At 60.2% G+C, this 15,842-nt stretch carries 14 protein-coding genes; 5 read left to right on the top strand and 9 right to left on the bottom strand.

Annotation, left to right across the window (positions count from 1 at the left end; all coding sequences use genetic code 11):
- Window positions 1–121: 121 nt before the first annotated feature.
- Window positions 122–1,906, bottom strand: coding sequence for a type IV pilus assembly ATPase TfpB (gene tfpB / locus BLR20_RS16935; protein WP_010426838.1), 1,785 nt, complete (start codon window positions 1,904–1,906; stop codon window positions 122–124).
- A gap of 110 nt (window positions 1,907–2,016) precedes the next feature.
- Window positions 2,017–2,364 (bottom strand): hypothetical protein, encoded by a 348-nt coding sequence (locus tag BLR20_RS16930; RefSeq protein WP_054992820.1) that lies wholly within the window; start codon window positions 2,362–2,364, stop codon window positions 2,017–2,019.
- 125 nt (window positions 2,365–2,489) lie between these two features.
- Here BLR20_RS16930 and BLR20_RS16925 point away from each other — a divergent pair, with 125 nt between their 5' ends.
- The gene (locus BLR20_RS16925) at window positions 2,490–2,969 is read left to right on the top strand and encodes an Lrp/AsnC family transcriptional regulator (protein WP_010426836.1); all 480 of its coding nucleotides are present in this window, start codon (window positions 2,490–2,492) and stop codon (window positions 2,967–2,969) included.
- A 294-nt stretch (window positions 2,970–3,263) separates the two neighbouring features.
- Here BLR20_RS16925 and BLR20_RS16915 read toward each other — a convergent pair whose 3' ends face one another.
- Window positions 3,264–4,631, bottom strand: a complete 1,368-nt coding sequence (locus tag BLR20_RS16915) for a CYTH domain-containing protein (RefSeq protein ID WP_054992821.1) — start codon at window positions 4,629–4,631, stop codon at window positions 3,264–3,266.
- Window positions 4,632–4,794: 163 nt separating this feature from the next.
- Between BLR20_RS16915 and argE the strand changes: the two genes are divergently transcribed.
- Window positions 4,795–5,943, top strand: coding sequence for an acetylornithine deacetylase (argE, locus tag BLR20_RS16910; protein ID WP_032614118.1), 1,149 nt, complete (start codon window positions 4,795–4,797; stop codon window positions 5,941–5,943).
- A gap of 144 nt (window positions 5,944–6,087) precedes the next feature.
- Entirely contained in the window at window positions 6,088–7,386 is a 1,299-nt protein-coding gene (gene argA / locus BLR20_RS16905) for an amino-acid N-acetyltransferase (RefSeq protein WP_003367421.1), read from the top strand.
- Between the two features lie 126 nt (window positions 7,387–7,512).
- Here argA and gshA read toward each other — a convergent pair whose 3' ends face one another.
- The 3 genes from gshA to BLR20_RS16890 all read right to left on the bottom strand — a co-directional run bounded on the left by gshA (window position 7,513) and on the right by BLR20_RS16890 (window position 12,051).
- On the bottom strand, window positions 7,513–9,105 hold the full coding sequence (gshA, locus tag BLR20_RS16900) for a glutamate--cysteine ligase (protein ID WP_032614117.1): 1,593 nt from the start codon (window positions 9,103–9,105) through the stop codon (window positions 7,513–7,515).
- Window positions 9,106–9,341: 236 nt separating this feature from the next.
- Window positions 9,342–9,731 (bottom strand): PaaI family thioesterase, encoded by a 390-nt coding sequence (locus BLR20_RS16895; protein ID WP_010437205.1) that lies wholly within the window; start codon window positions 9,729–9,731, stop codon window positions 9,342–9,344.
- A 1-nt stretch (window position 9,732) separates the two neighbouring features.
- Window positions 9,733–12,051 (bottom strand): Tex family protein, encoded by a 2,319-nt coding sequence (locus tag BLR20_RS16890; protein WP_010437207.1) that lies wholly within the window; start codon window positions 12,049–12,051, stop codon window positions 9,733–9,735.
- Window positions 12,052–12,350: 299 nt separating this feature from the next.
- On the opposite strand from BLR20_RS16890, the gene ompR reads away from it, so the two are divergent.
- Together ompR and BLR20_RS16880 are read left to right on the top strand one after the other, a co-directional pair.
- Entirely contained in the window at window positions 12,351–13,091 is a 741-nt protein-coding gene (gene ompR, locus BLR20_RS16885) for an osmolarity response regulator transcription factor OmpR (protein ID WP_003318889.1), read from the top strand.
- 163 nt (window positions 13,092–13,254) lie between these two features.
- A complete protein-coding gene (locus tag BLR20_RS16880; protein ID WP_003403907.1) occupies window positions 13,255–14,565 on the top strand; it encodes an ATP-binding protein in 1,311 nt (436 codons plus the stop codon).
- A gap of 254 nt (window positions 14,566–14,819) precedes the next feature.
- On the opposite strand, the gene BLR20_RS16875 is transcribed toward BLR20_RS16880, so the two are convergent.
- Genes BLR20_RS16875 through BLR20_RS16865 form a run of 3 tightly spaced genes read right to left on the bottom strand, consistent with a single transcriptional unit; the run spans window position 14,820 to window position 15,796 of the window.
- Complete coding sequence (locus tag BLR20_RS16875; protein WP_054992822.1) at window positions 14,820–15,287, bottom strand: inhibitor of vertebrate lysozyme family protein; 468 nt, start codon at window positions 15,285–15,287, stop codon at window positions 14,820–14,822.
- Window positions 15,288–15,289: 2 nt separating this feature from the next.
- The gene (locus BLR20_RS16870; protein ID WP_002555679.1) at window positions 15,290–15,454 is read right to left on the bottom strand and encodes a DUF1328 domain-containing protein; all 165 of its coding nucleotides are present in this window, start codon (window positions 15,452–15,454) and stop codon (window positions 15,290–15,292) included.
- Between the two features lie 54 nt (window positions 15,455–15,508).
- Window positions 15,509–15,796, bottom strand: coding sequence for a hypothetical protein (locus BLR20_RS16865; RefSeq protein ID WP_032614113.1), 288 nt, complete (start codon window positions 15,794–15,796; stop codon window positions 15,509–15,511).
- Between the last annotated feature and the right edge of the window lie 46 nt (window positions 15,797–15,842).

Here is a 15,842-nt window from a genome sequence, read left to right as displayed (position 1 = left end):
GTTGTTCTGAGGGGTTGGATAGCCAAAGGCATGAACTAGTTCAATCAAGGTGTACCGCATAGTTCACTTTAGCTGGCTGGCCATGCTGCGCGGCCTTCTGGAACAACGTTCTCGACCCTGATCAGCGTTGTTCGCTCTGCGGTGTCACCCGCAGCACTTCTTCAAGTGTAGTCAGGCCTGCCGAGACTTTCTGCGCGCCGGACAGACGCAGGCTGCGCATCCCTTCCTTGAAGGCCTGACGACGCATGGCGTTCAGGTCCAGGTCGGCCGAGATCAATGCCTTGATGTTGTCGGACATGACCATGATCTCGTAGACACCCGCCCGGCCCCGGTAGCCTGTATCACGGCATTCCACACAGCCGACCGCCTGATGCGCGCCGGGTGGCACCGGTGCCTGCCAGGGGCGCGTCAGGGTTTGCCAGTCGGTCTCGTTGAGGTTGATGGGCGCCTTGCAATGTGGGCAAAGGGTGCGCACCAGACGCTGGGCCATGACCCCGAGAATGGTCGCCTTGAGCAGGTAATGCGGTACACCCAGTTCGAGCATCCGGCTGATGGCGCTGGGCGCATCGTTGGTGTGCAGCGTCGACAGCACCAGGTGACCGGTGAGCGCCGCCTGGATCGCCATTTCGGCCGTCTCCAAGTCGCGAATCTCGCCGATCATGATGATGTCCGGGTCCTGTCGCATCAGCGCACGCACGCCGGCGGCAAAGCTCAGTTCGATGTTGTGCTGCACCTGCATCTGGTTGAAGGCCGGCTCGACCATCTCGATGGGGTCTTCGATGGTGCACAGGTTGACCTCGGAGGTCGCCAGCTTTTTCAGGGTGGTGTACAGCGTAGTGGTCTTGCCCGAACCGGTCGGGCCGGTGACCAGAATGATGCCGTTGGGCTGGCGGGTCATTTCCTGCCAGCGCCGCAGGTCGTCACTGGAAAAGCCCAGTTGGTCGAAATCCTTGAGCAATACCTCGGGGTCGAAGATCCGCATGACCATTTTTTCGCCGAACGCGGTCGGCAGGGTCGACAGGCGCAACTCCACTTCGCGATTTTCAGGCGTGGTGGTCTTGACCCGCCCGTCCTGCGGTTTGCGTTTTTCGGCGACGTTCATCCGCCCAAGGCTCTTCAGGCGGCTGACAATCGCCATGATCACCTGCGCCGGAAACTGGTAAACGTTGTGCAGTACCCCGTCGATGCGAAAGCGCACGGTGCCCTGTTCGCGGCGCGGTTCGATGTGAATATCGCTGGCGCGTTGCTGGAAGGCGTACTGGAACAGCCAGTCGACGATATTGACGATGTGCGCGTCGTTGGCGTCAGGTTCCTGATCGCTGGCACCGAGCTTGAGCAACTGTTCGAAGTTGCCCATGTTGCTCATTTTCTGTTCAGAGGCGCTGGCCCCGCTGACCGACTTGGCCAGCCTGAAAAACTCCATCGCCATGCGCTGGATGTCTGTCGGGTTGGCGACCACACGTTTGATCTGCAGCTTGAGCACATGCGCCAGGTCGGCTTCCCATGAGCGCACATAGGGCTGCGCGCTGGCGATGGTCACCGATTCGCGATCGACCGCCACGGCCAGAATCTTGTGGCGCTGGGCAAAGGCGTAGGACATCAGTGGCGTGACCGCCGCGACGTTGATCTTCAGCGGATCGATACGCATGTAAGGCTGGCCACAGGCTTTGGCCAGCCAGGCCGCCAGGGTTTCCACGTCCAGCTTCTTGCCCGGCCGTTTGAGGTCGTCAAACTGCAGCGCAGCGAGAAACTCGATGGGGTGCAGCTGGATGTTCACCGCACTGCGACGTTGGGTGAGTGCCGTTTCCGCGTCGTCCTGGCCGAGATAGCCTTCGGCAACCAGATCACGCAACACATCGTTCAGATCAAGCCAGCGATCCTGTGAAGAGGGGGCCAGGGCTGCCATGTGCGCTCCTTGAGGCAATTCGTCATTGGACGATGAACAAGAGTAGACGCCAAGCGTGACAGCGTTGCTCGTTCTATGCGACCGGGAATTGCCGGAGCAGGCGAATTGATTCAGCCCGTTGCCAGGGCGACTCGGGATTGCACGGTATTGCAGGCGTCGACCTGCTCGACCTCCACCGAGCAGACGTCGATCAGGTTGCGCATTTTTTCACCAATCACCTGTGCCCGGTGCCAGCTCAATCTGGAAACCTGAAGGTCGATGAGCAGCAGGTTCTCTTGTTGCACAGCACTCAATTGGTCGGGAGTCAGGTACTGCATGGCAAACAGGTTCAACACCTGACAGAGCAAGGCAGGCTCGGCTTCGGCGCAGACACGGTAGCGTGCGCAGCACTGTGCATTGCTGGACGACCAGCTGTCCGGGCGCTGCGAAGGGGTGGTGACGGCTTCGAGATTGGGCATGCTGATACTCCAGAAGGATGCTGGAAATCTTTGCATGCCTGAAAAGAAATTTCTGGTCCATCATTGGGTGAATTAGTCTTTGTAAGACTTGTTAATGCGCGATAGGCTATTTCGGAAAATTAATTATGCAAATCGAGCTGGATAATTACGATCGCAGGATTCTGGCGCTGCTCCAGGAAGACGCTTCGCTTTCCAGTGCGCAGATCGCCGAGCAGGTCGGCCTTTCGCAATCACCCTGCTGGCGCCGCATTCAGCGGCTCAAGGATGAAGGGGTGATTCGCCGTCAGGTGGCGTTGCTGGACCGCAAGAAAATCGGTCTGAACACGCAGATATTCGCGGAGGTAAAACTCAACGCCCACGGACGCTCCAACTTCACCGAGTTCACTGACGCGATTCGTGGCTTCCCGGAGGTGCTGGAGTGCTATGTGCTGATGGGGTCGGTGGATTTTCTGCTGCGCATCGTGACCCCGGATATCGAGGCATATGAGCGGTTCTTCTTCGAAAAACTGTCGCTGGTGCCCGGCATTCAGGAAGTGAACTCGACAGTGGCCCTCTCAGAGATCAAATCCACCACCAGCCTGCCGCTGCTGCGCCAGGGAGGCTGAGCGTGCGCTTTTGACTATCGTGCCGCGCCGCATGTTCAAGATCGGACGCAGAGCGTCCAGAACGGCGTTCCCACGCTGGAGCGTGGGAACGAGAGTCGCGACGGTCAGCCAGTTTCGTCTTCGATGACTATCGTGCCAATGCTCCGCATTGGCATGCAGTTCGTGACGCTCTGCGTCACAAACTTGCGCCGCGCCGCATGTTCAAGATCGGACGCGGAGCGTCCAGAACGGCGTTCCCACGCTGGAGCGTTGGAACGATAACTTGCGCCAGAGCATGGAAACAGGAATCCAGGCTTACAAGCGCAGCAGGGTTTTCCAGGCGCGGCTCTGGAAGACGGTGATTGCCTGTTGCACACGGGCATCGAGGACTTCGTCGCTGATGTCCAGATGCGCCAGTTCTTCGAGCTTGCGCAGTTCGCCGTACAGACGGTCCAGCTCCGGCAGGTCCAGCGCGCCGCGTGCCCAGTGCAGCCAGGACTGAATGCGCTCGATGCGTGGCAGTTGCTCGGCCAGGTCTTCCGGCTGCTGCTGATAACGGCTCAATTGCAGGGACGTGGCTTCTTCGCCCAGCAGGCGTGGCAGCCAGCTGCTCAACAGCGCGGCGCCTTGACGATTGCCGCGGGTGTTGCGTTCGGTGGTCCAGCTGCGGCCCAGCAACCAGCGTGAGGTATTCAGCGAGAACTCGCCCCAGCGCGTGTCCTGCAATTCCTCCAGGAATTGCTCGTGGGCGGCACCGCGTACATCGGCATCATCCTGCCCGGCCTGAACCAGCGGCCGCCAGTCTTCCAGCAAGGCGTCCAGCGCAGTACGCAGTTGTGCGGTCGAGGTGCGTGGCGCGGCCTGGCCGAGGCTGCTGGTCAGAGCACGCAGTTCGGCGAGCATCTCGACCCAGTCCTGCAGCAGACGCCAGTGGCCGTTGAAACGGTATTGTTCGGCCAGGCGCTGACTGCTGCCCAGCAGATGCCAGGCCAGCGCGGAATAAGCGTCGTCCAGCGGCGTTTCAGCATTCAGGGCGGGCGCATGCAGGCTCAGCGAGTAGCTGCTGGCATCGAGCAGGCGGTAGCCGCGTTCGGCCTTGCTGATATCGCATGGCATCAGCGGCAGCGTTGCAGCCAGTTCGGCGGCCAGTTCCAGCAGCGCGGCAGGCTCGCCTTCACGCAACTCGAGTTCCAGCTCGCAGATCTCTTCCTTCTGCTTGCCTGCCACCACCTGGCCCAGGTCCAGTGCGGCTTCGATCACCACTTTGGCCTTGCCACGGCCCCAGGCAATCTCGGCTTTCTCACGCACGAAATCGGTGGTGAACAGCGGCTTGATGGTTTTCTTGTCCAGATCGGCCAGTTGCTCGGGCCAGCAATCGCCGTCGAGCTTCTTCAGGTCCAGCTTGGCCTTGCTCAGGTCCCAGTTGTACTCATTGCGCTCGGACAGGCCGGCCACGCTTTGCCCGCGCGTCTTCATGGTCTGGATGATCTGATCGCCGTCGCGACGGATGCGCAGGGCGACTTTGGCCTGCGCCAGCTCGCCTTCGGGGGTATCGAAATACTGGTTCGACAGTTCAAGGCGCTCCCAGCCACTCTTGTTGCGCTTCTTGAGCAACGGGTGTTCACGCAGTGCAGCGAGGGTCTCGCGGCTGACGCGGAGTTTGATTTCAGTTTCTTTTTGCATGGCCGGGGGAATCCAAACGCTGATACGGATAAACGGGAGCGCAGCCCATGATTGAACGACTGCTGAGGCCGTCAGTGTACAGGACATGGCCCGAAACGGTTTATTCCTGGGTTGCTATGGCCCTATGATGGGCCGTGTTCCGTCTCGATTACAGGAAGCGTCCATGCCGTTGCCGTCCATGAAAGAACAGTTCGCCGCCCTGATCGCCGCACCCTCGGTGAGCTGCACTCAGCCTTCTCTGGACCAGAGCAACCGTCCCGTCATCGATCTGCTGGCCGGATGGCTCGGCGATCTGGGGTTTGTCTGCGATATCCAGCAAGTGTCCCCCGGCAAGTTCAATCTGCTGGCGACCTACGGAACAGGCCCGGGCGGTCTGGTACTGGCGGGGCACAGCGATACCGTGCCGTTCGACGAGGCACTGTGGAAGACCGACCCCTTGAAGCTGACCGAGGTGGATGGTCGCTGGGTGGGGCTGGGCAGTTGCGACATGAAGGGCTTCTTTGCGCTGGTCATCGAAGCGGTGCGTGGTCTCGTTGACCAGCCGTTCAAGCAGCCGCTGCTGATCCTCGCCACCTGCGACGAGGAAAGCTCGATGGCCGGTGCCCGCGCACTGGCCGAGGCCGGACGCCCGCTAGGTCGTGCGGCTGTTATCGGCGAGCCGACCGGGCTCAAGCCGATCCGCCTGCACAAGGGCGTGATGATGGAGCGCATCGACATTCTCGGGCGCAGCGGCCATTCCTCCGACCCTAGTCTTGGGCACAGCGCACTCGAAGCCATGCACGACGCCATCAGCGAACTCAAGGGCCTGCGCACGCAGTGGCAGGCGAAGTACCGCAACCCGCAATTCACGGTGCCGCAGCCGACGCTGAACCTGGGCTGTATTCATGGCGGCGACAACCCGAACCGGATTTGTGGCCAGTGCTCGTTGGAATTCGACCTGCGTCCGCTGCCGGGCATGGACCCGGAAATGCTGCGCTCGGCCATTCGGCAGAAGCTGCAGCCGCTGGCCGAGCTGCATCAGGTACAGATCGACTACGCGCCATTGTTCCCCGAGTGCGCGCCTTTCGAGCAGGTCGCTGACGCTGAACTTGTGCGTGTCGCTGAACGTCTGACCGGTCATACGGCCGCAGCAGTAGCATTCGGCACCGAAGCGCCTTATCTTCAGCGCCTCGGCTGCGAGACACTGGTGCTCGGCCCGGGCGACATCGCCTGTGCGCATCAGCCGGGGGAATACCTCGAAATGTCACGTCTTGACCCTACAGTGCGTCTGTTACGTCAATTGATCGAACATTACTGCCTGACGCCCCAGTGAGTCAGACATAACCCGTGTCTGCTAATGAAAGTATCTTGAGTAGAAGGAGACTGCGCGTGCTGCCAAGCCTGTTCCGACGATAACCACCACACCGTTGTGCGTGCTTCTTTTCTTCGTCCATTTTTTCTACAGGCTCTTGTTGTCATGCCCGAATACGTCAACTGGCTTCGCCACGCGTCTCCGTACATCAATGCTCACCGCGATTGCACCTTCGTCGTCATGCTGCCCGGCGACGGCGTTGCGCACCCCAATTTCGGCAATATCGTCCACGACCTGGTGCTGCTGCACAGCCTGGGCGTGCGTCTGGTGCTGGTTCACGGTTCCCGCCCGCAAATTGAAAGCCGTCTGGCCCAGCGCGGCATCACCCCGCGTTTTCATCGCGATATGCGTATCACCGATACCGAAACGCTGGAGTGCGTGATCGATGCCGTGGGTCAGCTGCGCATTTCGATCGAGGCGCGTCTGTCGATGGACATGGCCGCCTCGCCCATGCAGGGCTCGCGGTTGCGAGTGACCAGCGGCAATGTGGTAACCGCACGACCTATCGGCGTGCTTGAGGGTGTCGATTATCAGCACACTGGCGAAGTGCGTCGGGTCGACCGCAAGGGCATCAATCGCCTGCTGGACGAGCGTCATATCGTGCTGTTGTCACCCCTGGGTTATTCACCGACCGGGGAGATTTTCAACCTGGCCTGTGAAGACGTCGCCACCCGCGCGGCCATCGATCTGGCCGCCGACAAACTGCTGCTGTTCGGTGCCGAAACCGGCTTGCTGGACGAGCAGGGCCGGTTGGTGCGCGAACTGCGTCCTCAACAGGTGCCCGCGCACCTGCAGCGACTGGGCGCCAACTATCAGGCGGAACTGCTGGACGCTGCGGCCGAGGCCTGCCGTGGCGGCGTGGCGCGCAGCCATATCGTCAGCTATGCCGAGAACGGCGCGTTGCTGACTGAGCTGTTTACCCGTGACGGTGGCGGCACGCTGGTCGCACAGGAGCAGTTCGAACTGGTACGCGAAGCGGCCATCGAGGATGTCGGCGGTTTGATGGACCTGATCACGCCGCTGGAAGAGCAGGGCATTCTGGTGCGTCGTTCCCGCGAAGTACTGGAACGCGAGATCACGCAGTTCAGCGTGGTCGAGCGTGAAGGGCTGATCATCGCCTGTGCCGCGCTGTATCCGATTGCCGATTCGGAGTCGGGCGAGCTGGCGTGTCTGGCCGTCAATCCGGAATACCGGCACGGCGGCCGTGGCGACGAGTTGCTGGAGCGCATTGAAAACCGCGCCCGGGCTCTGGGTATCAAAACCCTGTTCGTCCTCACCACCCGCACTGCGCACTGGTTCCGCGAACGCGGTTTTGAACCCAGCAGCGTCGACCGCCTGCCAAGCGCCCGCGCCTCGCTGTACAACTACCAGCGTAATTCGAAGATCTTCGAAAAGGCGATATAAGCTCGGGAGCGGACGCAGAGCGTCCAGAACTGCGAGCGTGGGCACGATAGGTGTTCTTGCGGACGCCTATCGTTCCTCACGCTCCGCGTGGGAATGCCGTTCGTGACGCTCTGCGTCACCTGAGCATCAGTTGCTGATCGACAGAATGCTCGCCTGATACGAACCCACGAACGTGTCGAAATCCACCACTTCCTCGGTCGCTTCCAGCTCTGCCTGGTCTTCGATCGAGGTTTTGGCCTGGGCTTCGAAGTCTGCCTGTTCCTGAGCGCTCAGCGGGTGAGTACGGAAGTATTCGGCGTGGACCTGGCTCTGGCGCAGGGAGAACGCGGTAAAGCCTTCGTTATGCGCTTCCATGCTGGCCAGCACTTGTGCAGACGGTGTGAGCGCTGAATCATCGATCTTGGCCTGTTGCACGGCAATCGACCTGAGGTGCTCATCGGTGCCCTGAGCCTGGTCGAGCAAGCGGGCAATCGGCGTGATCTTCTCCACCAGCTCGGTGGCCCAGGTCTTGAGATCGACAGGGCGGTTGTCACGCATCAGGCTCAGGCCCGGGCGACGCCCTTCCTTGACCACTGACAGGAAGTTCGAACTTGCGTTGGAGCACTCGTGGCTGGCCAGTTGCCGGCTTTCCTCGAGGGCGCAATACAGCACGAACGCATCGATGAAACGCGACTGCTCCAGGCTGATGCCGGTAGGCAGAAACGGGTTGATGTCCAGGCAGCGCACTTCGACGTATTGCACGCCACGGGCCACCAGCGCCTGAATAGGGCGTTCGCCGCTATAGGTCACACGCTTGGGGCGAATATTGGAGTAGTACTCGTTCTCGATCTGCAGCACGTTGGTGTTGAGCTGCACCCACTCGCCGTTCTGGTCATGAGTGCCGACATCGACGTAAGGCTTGTAAGGCGTGGCCACGGCCTTGCGCAGGCTGTCGGTGTAGCTGACCAGATCGTTGTAGCAAGGGGTCAGGTCGGCCTGGGCGTCACTCTGATAACCCAGGTCGCTCATGCGCAGACTGGTGGCGTACGGCAGATACAGGGTATCGGCGTCGAAGTGTTGCTCGAGCTGATGCTTGCGGCCGCGCAGGAAACCCGCGTCGAGTGCCGGTGAAGCACCGAACAGGTACATCAGCAGCCAGCTGTAGCGGCGGAAATTACGAATCAGCGCGATGTATGAATGCGACTGGTAGTCCCGCGCGTCGCCCGCAAAGTCTTCGGTCTGCTTGAGCAGCGCCCAGGCGTCTTCCGGCAACGAGAAGTTGTAGTGAATGCCGGCAATGCACTGCATGGTCTTGCCATAACGCAGCGCCAAGCCCTTGCGGTACACGTACTTGAGCTTGCCGATGTTCGACGTGCCGTAATAGGCAATCGGTATGTGCTCTTCGTCCGGCAGCGGGCACGGCATCGACGGGCTCCACAGCAACTCGTCGCCCAGCTTGCTGTAAACGAAGCGGTGGATCCGGTCCAGGTTGTCGATGGTCTCGGCCGGATTCTTCAAGGCTGGTGTGATGAACTCCAGCAGCGATTCGGAATAATCGGTCGTCACCTGACCATTGGTCAGGGCGGCACCCAGAGCTTGCGGGTGTGGCGTCCGGGCCAGTTCTGCCGTTGCGGTAACGCGCAGGCACTCACGCTCGATACCGTGCAGGCACTGCTCCAGCAGAGAGAGGTTGTTACGCTCGCCGAGCAATGCAAGACGACGGTTTAAAAGTTCGCTCAAGGTGTAATCCTTCACGCATCGGTCGCCCCGATATGGGGGTGGACTTGACGGTCTACAAGGGTGAAGAAAGGAACTGGCGTAGTCGCCTGGTTGGTCGGTAGCGCCTGTTCACAATCACTGCTCTTTGTCGTACTACCCAAATGGACTCGGCACCACGCTAATGGTGCCGAAATTAACCCAAATGATGTAGGTACGGCTAGGTTCAGTTCGCAGGGATGCTTTTCATCAGCCCTCGATCAAGCCTGGATCACCGCAAATGTGCCTTGCGCTTTCGCCACAAGCTTGTCGCCCTGAACGACTTCGGCCTCGACCACCAGCGTGCGGCGACCTGCGTGCAGCACCTTGGCGATGCACAGGACTTCGCCCTCGGAGACGCCACGCACGTAGTTGATCTTGCACTCGATGGTCACGCTGCGCTGGTCGAAGCCGTGAACGCTGGAACAGGCCAGGCCCATGGCGATATCGACCAGGCTGAAGATTGCACCGCCGTGCATCACGTTGCCGCGATTGCGCAGGTGCGCCTCCAGCGGCAACGCAACTTCGGCAACACCCTCGTCCAGACGCCGCAGCTCGCAGCCGAGCATCTTGAAGTAGGCGCTATGGGTCAGATCTTCAGGAATATCCATCTCAGCGCTTCTTCAGTTGCTTGGCATTGGCGAACAGCGACGCCATCGCATTGTTGGCGGGCGCTGGTGCAGTGGTTTCCTTGCGCGGGGCACTGTTCTGGCGAGGCGAAGAACCTGGACGGGCACCGCGTGCACCATCGATTTTCTCGCCGGGCGTGTCGCTCATGCGCATCGACAGGCCGACGCGTTTGCGCGGGATATCGACCTCCATGACCTTCACTTTCACCACATCACCGGCCTTGACCGCTTCACGCGGGTCCTTGATGAACTTCTCGGACAACGCCGAGATGTGTACCAGACCGTCCTGATGCACGCCGATATCGACGAATGCACCGAAGTTGGTGACGTTGGTGACCACGCCTTCGAGGATCATCCCCAGTTGCAGGTCCTTGAGGTCTTCGACGCCGTCCTGGAACTCTGCAGTCTTGAACTCCGGACGCGGATCGCGACCCGGTTTTTCGAGTTCCTGAAGGATGTCGGTCACGGTCGGCAGACCAAAGGTCTCGTCGGTGAATTTCTTCGGGTCCAGACGCTTGAGAAAACTGGCGTCGCCGATCAGCGAGCGAATATCGCGGTCGGTTTCAGCCGCAATGCGCTGCACCAGCGGGTAGGCTTCCGGGTGGACGGCGGAAGCGTCCAGCGGGTTGTCACCGGTCATGACGCGCAGGAAGCCGGCGGCCTGCTCAAAAGTCTTTTCGCCCAGGCGGCTGACTTTCTTCAGCGCCGCGCGGGTCTTGAACGCGCCGTTTTCATCGCGATGCGCAACGATGTTCTGCGCCAGCGTGGTGTTGAGGCCGGAAATGCGTGCCAGCAGCGCCACGGAGGCGGTGTTAACGTCCACGCCCACCGCGTTCACGCAGTCTTCCACCACCGCATCCAGGCCGCGTGCCAGCTTGAGCTGCGAAACGTCGTGCTGGTACTGGCCGACGCCGATGGATTTCGGGTCGATTTTCACCAGTTCGGCGAGTGGGTCCTGCAAGCGACGGGCAATGGACACCGCGCCACGGATCGACACGTCGAGGTCCGGGAATTCTTTGGCGGCCAGTTCCGATGCCGAGTACACCGAAGCGCCTGCTTCGGAGACCATGACCTTGGTCATTTTCAGGCCTGGGTATTTTTTGATCAGATCGGCAGCCAGCTTGTCGGTTTCGCGGCTGGCGGTGCCGTTGCCAATGGCGATCAGGTCGACCGAATGCTTGGCGCACAGTGCGGCCAGTACGGCGATGGTCTGGTCCCACTGGTTTTTCGGTACGTGCGGGTAGACGGTGGCATAGTCGAGCAGCTTGCCGGTGGCGTCGACCACGGCGACCTTGCAGCCGGTGCGCAGGCCAGGATCGAGCCCCAGCGTGGCGCGCTGACCGGCCGGTGCGGCGAGCAACAGGTCGTGCAGGTTGTGGGCGAACACATTGATCGCTTCGGTTTCCGCGCCGTCACGCAGCTCACCCAGCAGATCGGTTTCAAGGTGGCTGTACAGCTTGACCTTCCAAGTCCAGCGCACCACTTCGGCCAGCCATTTGTCGGCCGGGCGGTTCTGGTTCTGGATGCCGAAACGCTCACCGATCATCAGTTCGCACGGGTGCATGGCGCCCGGCAATTCTTCACCGACTTTCAGTGCTGAGCTCAGGAAGCCTTCGTTGCGACCGCGGAAAATCGCCAGCGCACGGTGTGACGGCATGCTCTTGAGCGGTTCGTCGTGTTCGAAATAGTCGCGGAACTTGGCGCCTTCCTCTTCCTTGCCCGGCACCACGCGTGCACTGATTACCGCTTCCTGCTTGAGGAAGCCGCGCAGCTTGTCCAGCAGCGAGGCATCTTCGGCAAAGCGTTCCATCAGAATGTACTTGGCGCCTTCCAGCGCCGCCTTTACGTCAGCGACGCCTTTTTCCGCGTCGACGAAGCGGGCTGCTTCTGTTTCAGGTGCCAGGCCCGGGTCGTTGAACAGGCCGTCGGCCAGTTCGCCCAACCCGGCTTCAAGGGCGATCTGGCCCTTGGTGCGGCGTTTCTGCTTATAAGGAAGGTACAAGTCTTCGAGGCGGGTCTTGGTGTCGGCCAGCTTGATATCGCGCGCCAGCTCCGGGGTCAGCTTGCCTTGCTCTTCGATGCTGGCAAGAATGCTGACGCGCCGGTCGTCCAGCTCACGCAGATAACGCAGGCGCTCTTCCAGATGGCGCAGTTGCGTGTCATCAAGACTGCCGGTCACTTCCTTGCGGTAGCGGGAAATGAAGGGCACGGTCGAGCCTTCATCCAGTAGTGCTACGGCCGCGGCGACCTGTTGTGGGCGTACGCCGAGTTCTTCGGCGATGCGGCTGTTGATGCTGTCCATAAAACCACCTGGAGTTGTGAGCAAAAAACTGGGCTATGTACGAATTGCCTTGCCTGGGTATCGTGCGCCAGCATTTATTTTCAGGGCTGGCGAACCGCCACAAGTCCGGCGTTGCCTGACTTCGAGGGCGGCGCATTATACCCAGCGAAGCCGGATTAGGGGATCGGCCGACAAATGTGGTGTTTTTTCGGCGAAAAAGCAGCCACAAGTGTCGCCTCCGGTAAAATCTGCTAACAATGCACAAGGTGCGCATCACCGCAGCTACGCCATAATGCGCCCCGAGATCAGAGGAGCATCCGATGAGCAGCACCGCACAAAATGCCGAAGGCGAAAAAATCCTTATTGTCGATGACGATCCGGGGCTGAGCAGTCTCCTGGAGCGTTTTTTCACCAGCAAGGGCTATCGTGCCCGCGCCGTGGCAAATGTGGAACAAATGGACCGGCTGCTGGCCCGTGAGGTTTTCAACCTTGTGGTGCTGGACCTGATGCTGCCCGGCGAAGACGGCCTTTCAGCCTGTCGCCGTCTGCGTGCCGCGAACAATCAGGTGCCGATTATCATGCTGACCGCCAAGGGCGATGAGCTGAGCCGCATCAAGGGGCTCGAACTGGGTGCTGATGATTATCTGGCCAAGCCGTTCAATCCGGACGAGTTGATGGCGCGCGTCAAGGCTGTGTTGCGTCGTCAGGCGGCACCGGTGCCCGGAGCCCCCGGCAGCGAAGACGAGTCGGTCAGTTTCGGTGACTACGTGCTGTCTCTGGCAACTCGCGAGCTCAAGCGCGGTGAAGAAGTGCACATGCTTACCACCGGGGAATTCGCGGTACTGAAAGCGCTGGTCATGCACGCTCGCGAGCCGCTGACCCGCGACAAACTGATGAACCTGGCGCGTGGCCGGGAGTGGGATGCGCTGGAACGATCCATCGACGTACAGATTTCCCGTCTGCGTCGCCTGATCGAGCCTGACCCTTCCAAGCCCCGTTATATTCAGACGGTCTGGGGCGTGGGCTATGTATTCGTTCCGGATGGTGCCGGAAGTCGCTGATAACCCGGTTGTCGACCCAGACATCCGTCATTTCTGCCAGTTACGTCGATAATCTTTTACAGGTTTGTCGACGTACTGGTTTTTTGCGTTCGTCCATCGGGTCCGGCCCGCGTTCGGCAAACCTGCGAGCCTCGCTCGCCCTGCAAAGTGTATGGCTGCAGTTATGAAGACTCCGCTCTGGTTCCCGCAAAGCTTTTTCTCCCGCACGCTCTGGCTGGTGCTCATCGTCGTGCTGTTTTCCAAAGCCCTGACGCTGGTTTATCTGCTGATGAACGAGGACGTGCTGGTCGACAGGCAATACAGCCATGGTGTTGCTCTGACACTTCGCGCGTACTGGGCAGCCGGTGAAAACGACCGCGAGGCCATTGCCGAGGCGGCGGGGCTGATTCGGGTAGTGGGCGGTGGTGTGCCGGAAGGGGAGCAGCACTGGCCTTACAGCGAGATCTATCAGCGGCAGATGCAGGCCGAGCTGGGGGCCGATACGGAAGTGCGTCTGCGCGTACATGCGCCCCCTGCGCTGTGGGTGCGAGCGCCGAGCCTGGGCGACGGCTGGCTGAAAGTGCCGCTTTATCCGCACCCGTTGCGCGGTCAGAAAATCTGGAACGTGCTGGGCTGGTTCCTGGCCATCGGATTGCTCTCCACGGCATCAGCCTGGATTTTCGTGCGCCAATTGAATCAACCGCTCAAGCGTCTGGTCTTTGCGGCGCGTCAGCTGGGGCAGGGGCGCAGCGTGCGGCTGCCGGTCAGTGACACGCCGAGCGAGATGACCGAGGTCTACCGGGCCTTCAATCAGATGGCCGAAGACGTCGAGCAGGCCGGGCAAGAGCGCGAGCTGATGCTGGCCGGGGTTTCCCACGACCTGCGCACACCGCTGACGCGCCTGCGCCTGTCTCTCGAACTGATGAACGACAACGAGTTCTCCGAAGGCATGGTGCGCGATATCGAGGACATGGACGCCATTCTCGATCAATTCCTCGCGTTCATTCGCGATGGGCGTGACGAAGAGATCGAAGAGGTCGATCTGGGGCACCTGGTGCGCGATGTGGTTGCCCCCTTCAATGACGATGAAGACAGTATCCGTCTGTGCCTGGAGCCCATTCCTCCCTTCCCGCTACGCCGCGTCTCGATGAAGCGGCTGCTGACCAACCTGATTGGCAATGCCAAGCACCATGCCGGCAATGGTATCGAAGTCGCCGCCTATGTATCGGGTGACCGAAATGCGCCCTACGTGGTGTTGAGTGTGCTGGACAGAGGGGCGGGCATCGATCCTTCCGAGCTGGACACCATCTTCAACCCGTTCATTCGCGGTGATCGCGCACGCAGTGGCAAGGGCACCGGCCTCGGCCTGGCCATCGTCAAGCGTATCGCGGCCATGCACGGCGGCAACGTCGAGTTGAGGAATCGTTCGGGAGGTGGTCTTGAAGCACGAGTAAGGTTGCCGCTGGGGCTGATGCTACCGAGGGATGCAATTTAAGACGAGGGCGAAGCAGAAAGGAAACATAAAGCGCCGTGCAGGATCATGGGAAGCGTTCTGAAGGTTGACGCATCCTCGTGGGCTTGCACGGCGGCTTGCCTGACCCGGCCCTTGGCGGAGGTACTCCCTGTACCCCTAGGTCACGCCGATCCAATTGATCAACGCGTCCCGGCCCCCTGGTCATGCGCGTACCTTCCTCAGGCCGCGCAAAGCCGAAAGGTGTCGACTTCTGGAGTCGACGCCTTTCTTCTGGATCAATACCAGTTCGGGTCTTTGCGCAACTCTTCATTCAAGAGCTTTTGCATACCCTCGTCAGGCTTACCCAGGTAGCGGTAAGTCGCGTGACGGGTTGGCGACTTGTCTGCAGGAAGACCTGCAGGCACTTCAACCAACATGGCGTAAGCATCTTCCTTGTCGAGGCTGAAAGCCACGATCAGGCGCTTGCTTTTGCACGTATCGGCCGTTTCGCAAAGCGGTCCAACCAAATAGTTGCCACCGTCTTCAGTGGCCGCTGTCATCTGCTGCTCGGAAGCACCGGACAGGTTTAACACCCATTCCGGCAACCGCTCTTCCTTCTTGACGACCTTCGCCCAGGTTGTGCGGTACTCGGGAGCAGAACTCAAAAGCTCATTAACCCGAGACTGTCCATCATTGGCTGCCATGACCATGGCACTGCCGCCCATCAACAGGGCGGCGGCCAGTGTGCGAAATGACGTGTGCATTATCAGCCTCGACCGCGACGACCGAAGAAGAACGACACAACGAACATCACCAGGAAGACGACGAACAGGATCTTGGCGATACCAGTAGCCGTGCCCGCGATACCACCGAAGCCCAGTACTGCAGCGACGATTGCGATGATCAGAAACGTGATTGCCCAACTCAACATGGTGATACTCCTTTTGATGCCGTTTTAATAAGGGGTGCTGCTTTTAAGGTCGGGTCAGAAAACCCATTTTTGCTGCGGAGCCACTTCATCTACAGATACCAGGCCGTCGACGTTGCGCAGGCTTGAAGACATGTCCTTGACTGCCGGGGCGCTGACGCCGCGATAGGAGATGCTGCTGGTCTGGATGAATTGCTGTCTCGGTTGAGTTGCCTCGTTGGCTTGATTCCAACGCTGGAACTGCTGAATGGCGATCAGAGTGACGAGCAAGGCAAGGAGCAAAAAAAGACCTTGCTGAACGTGCAGGGGAGAAATACGCAATTGTGCAAAACGCTGGCTGTTCATTTGCAAAATCCCCTGGCCTGAGTGGGCATTCAATCTGATGGGTCGT

The sequence above is a fragment of the Pseudomonas congelans genome, assembly GCF_900103225.1.
Classification (GTDB): Bacteria; Pseudomonadota; Gammaproteobacteria; order Pseudomonadales; family Pseudomonadaceae; genus Aquipseudomonas; species Aquipseudomonas congelans.
The sequence above is the reverse complement of the archived record's forward strand: the minus strand, read 5'-3'. Positions and strand labels throughout refer to the sequence as shown.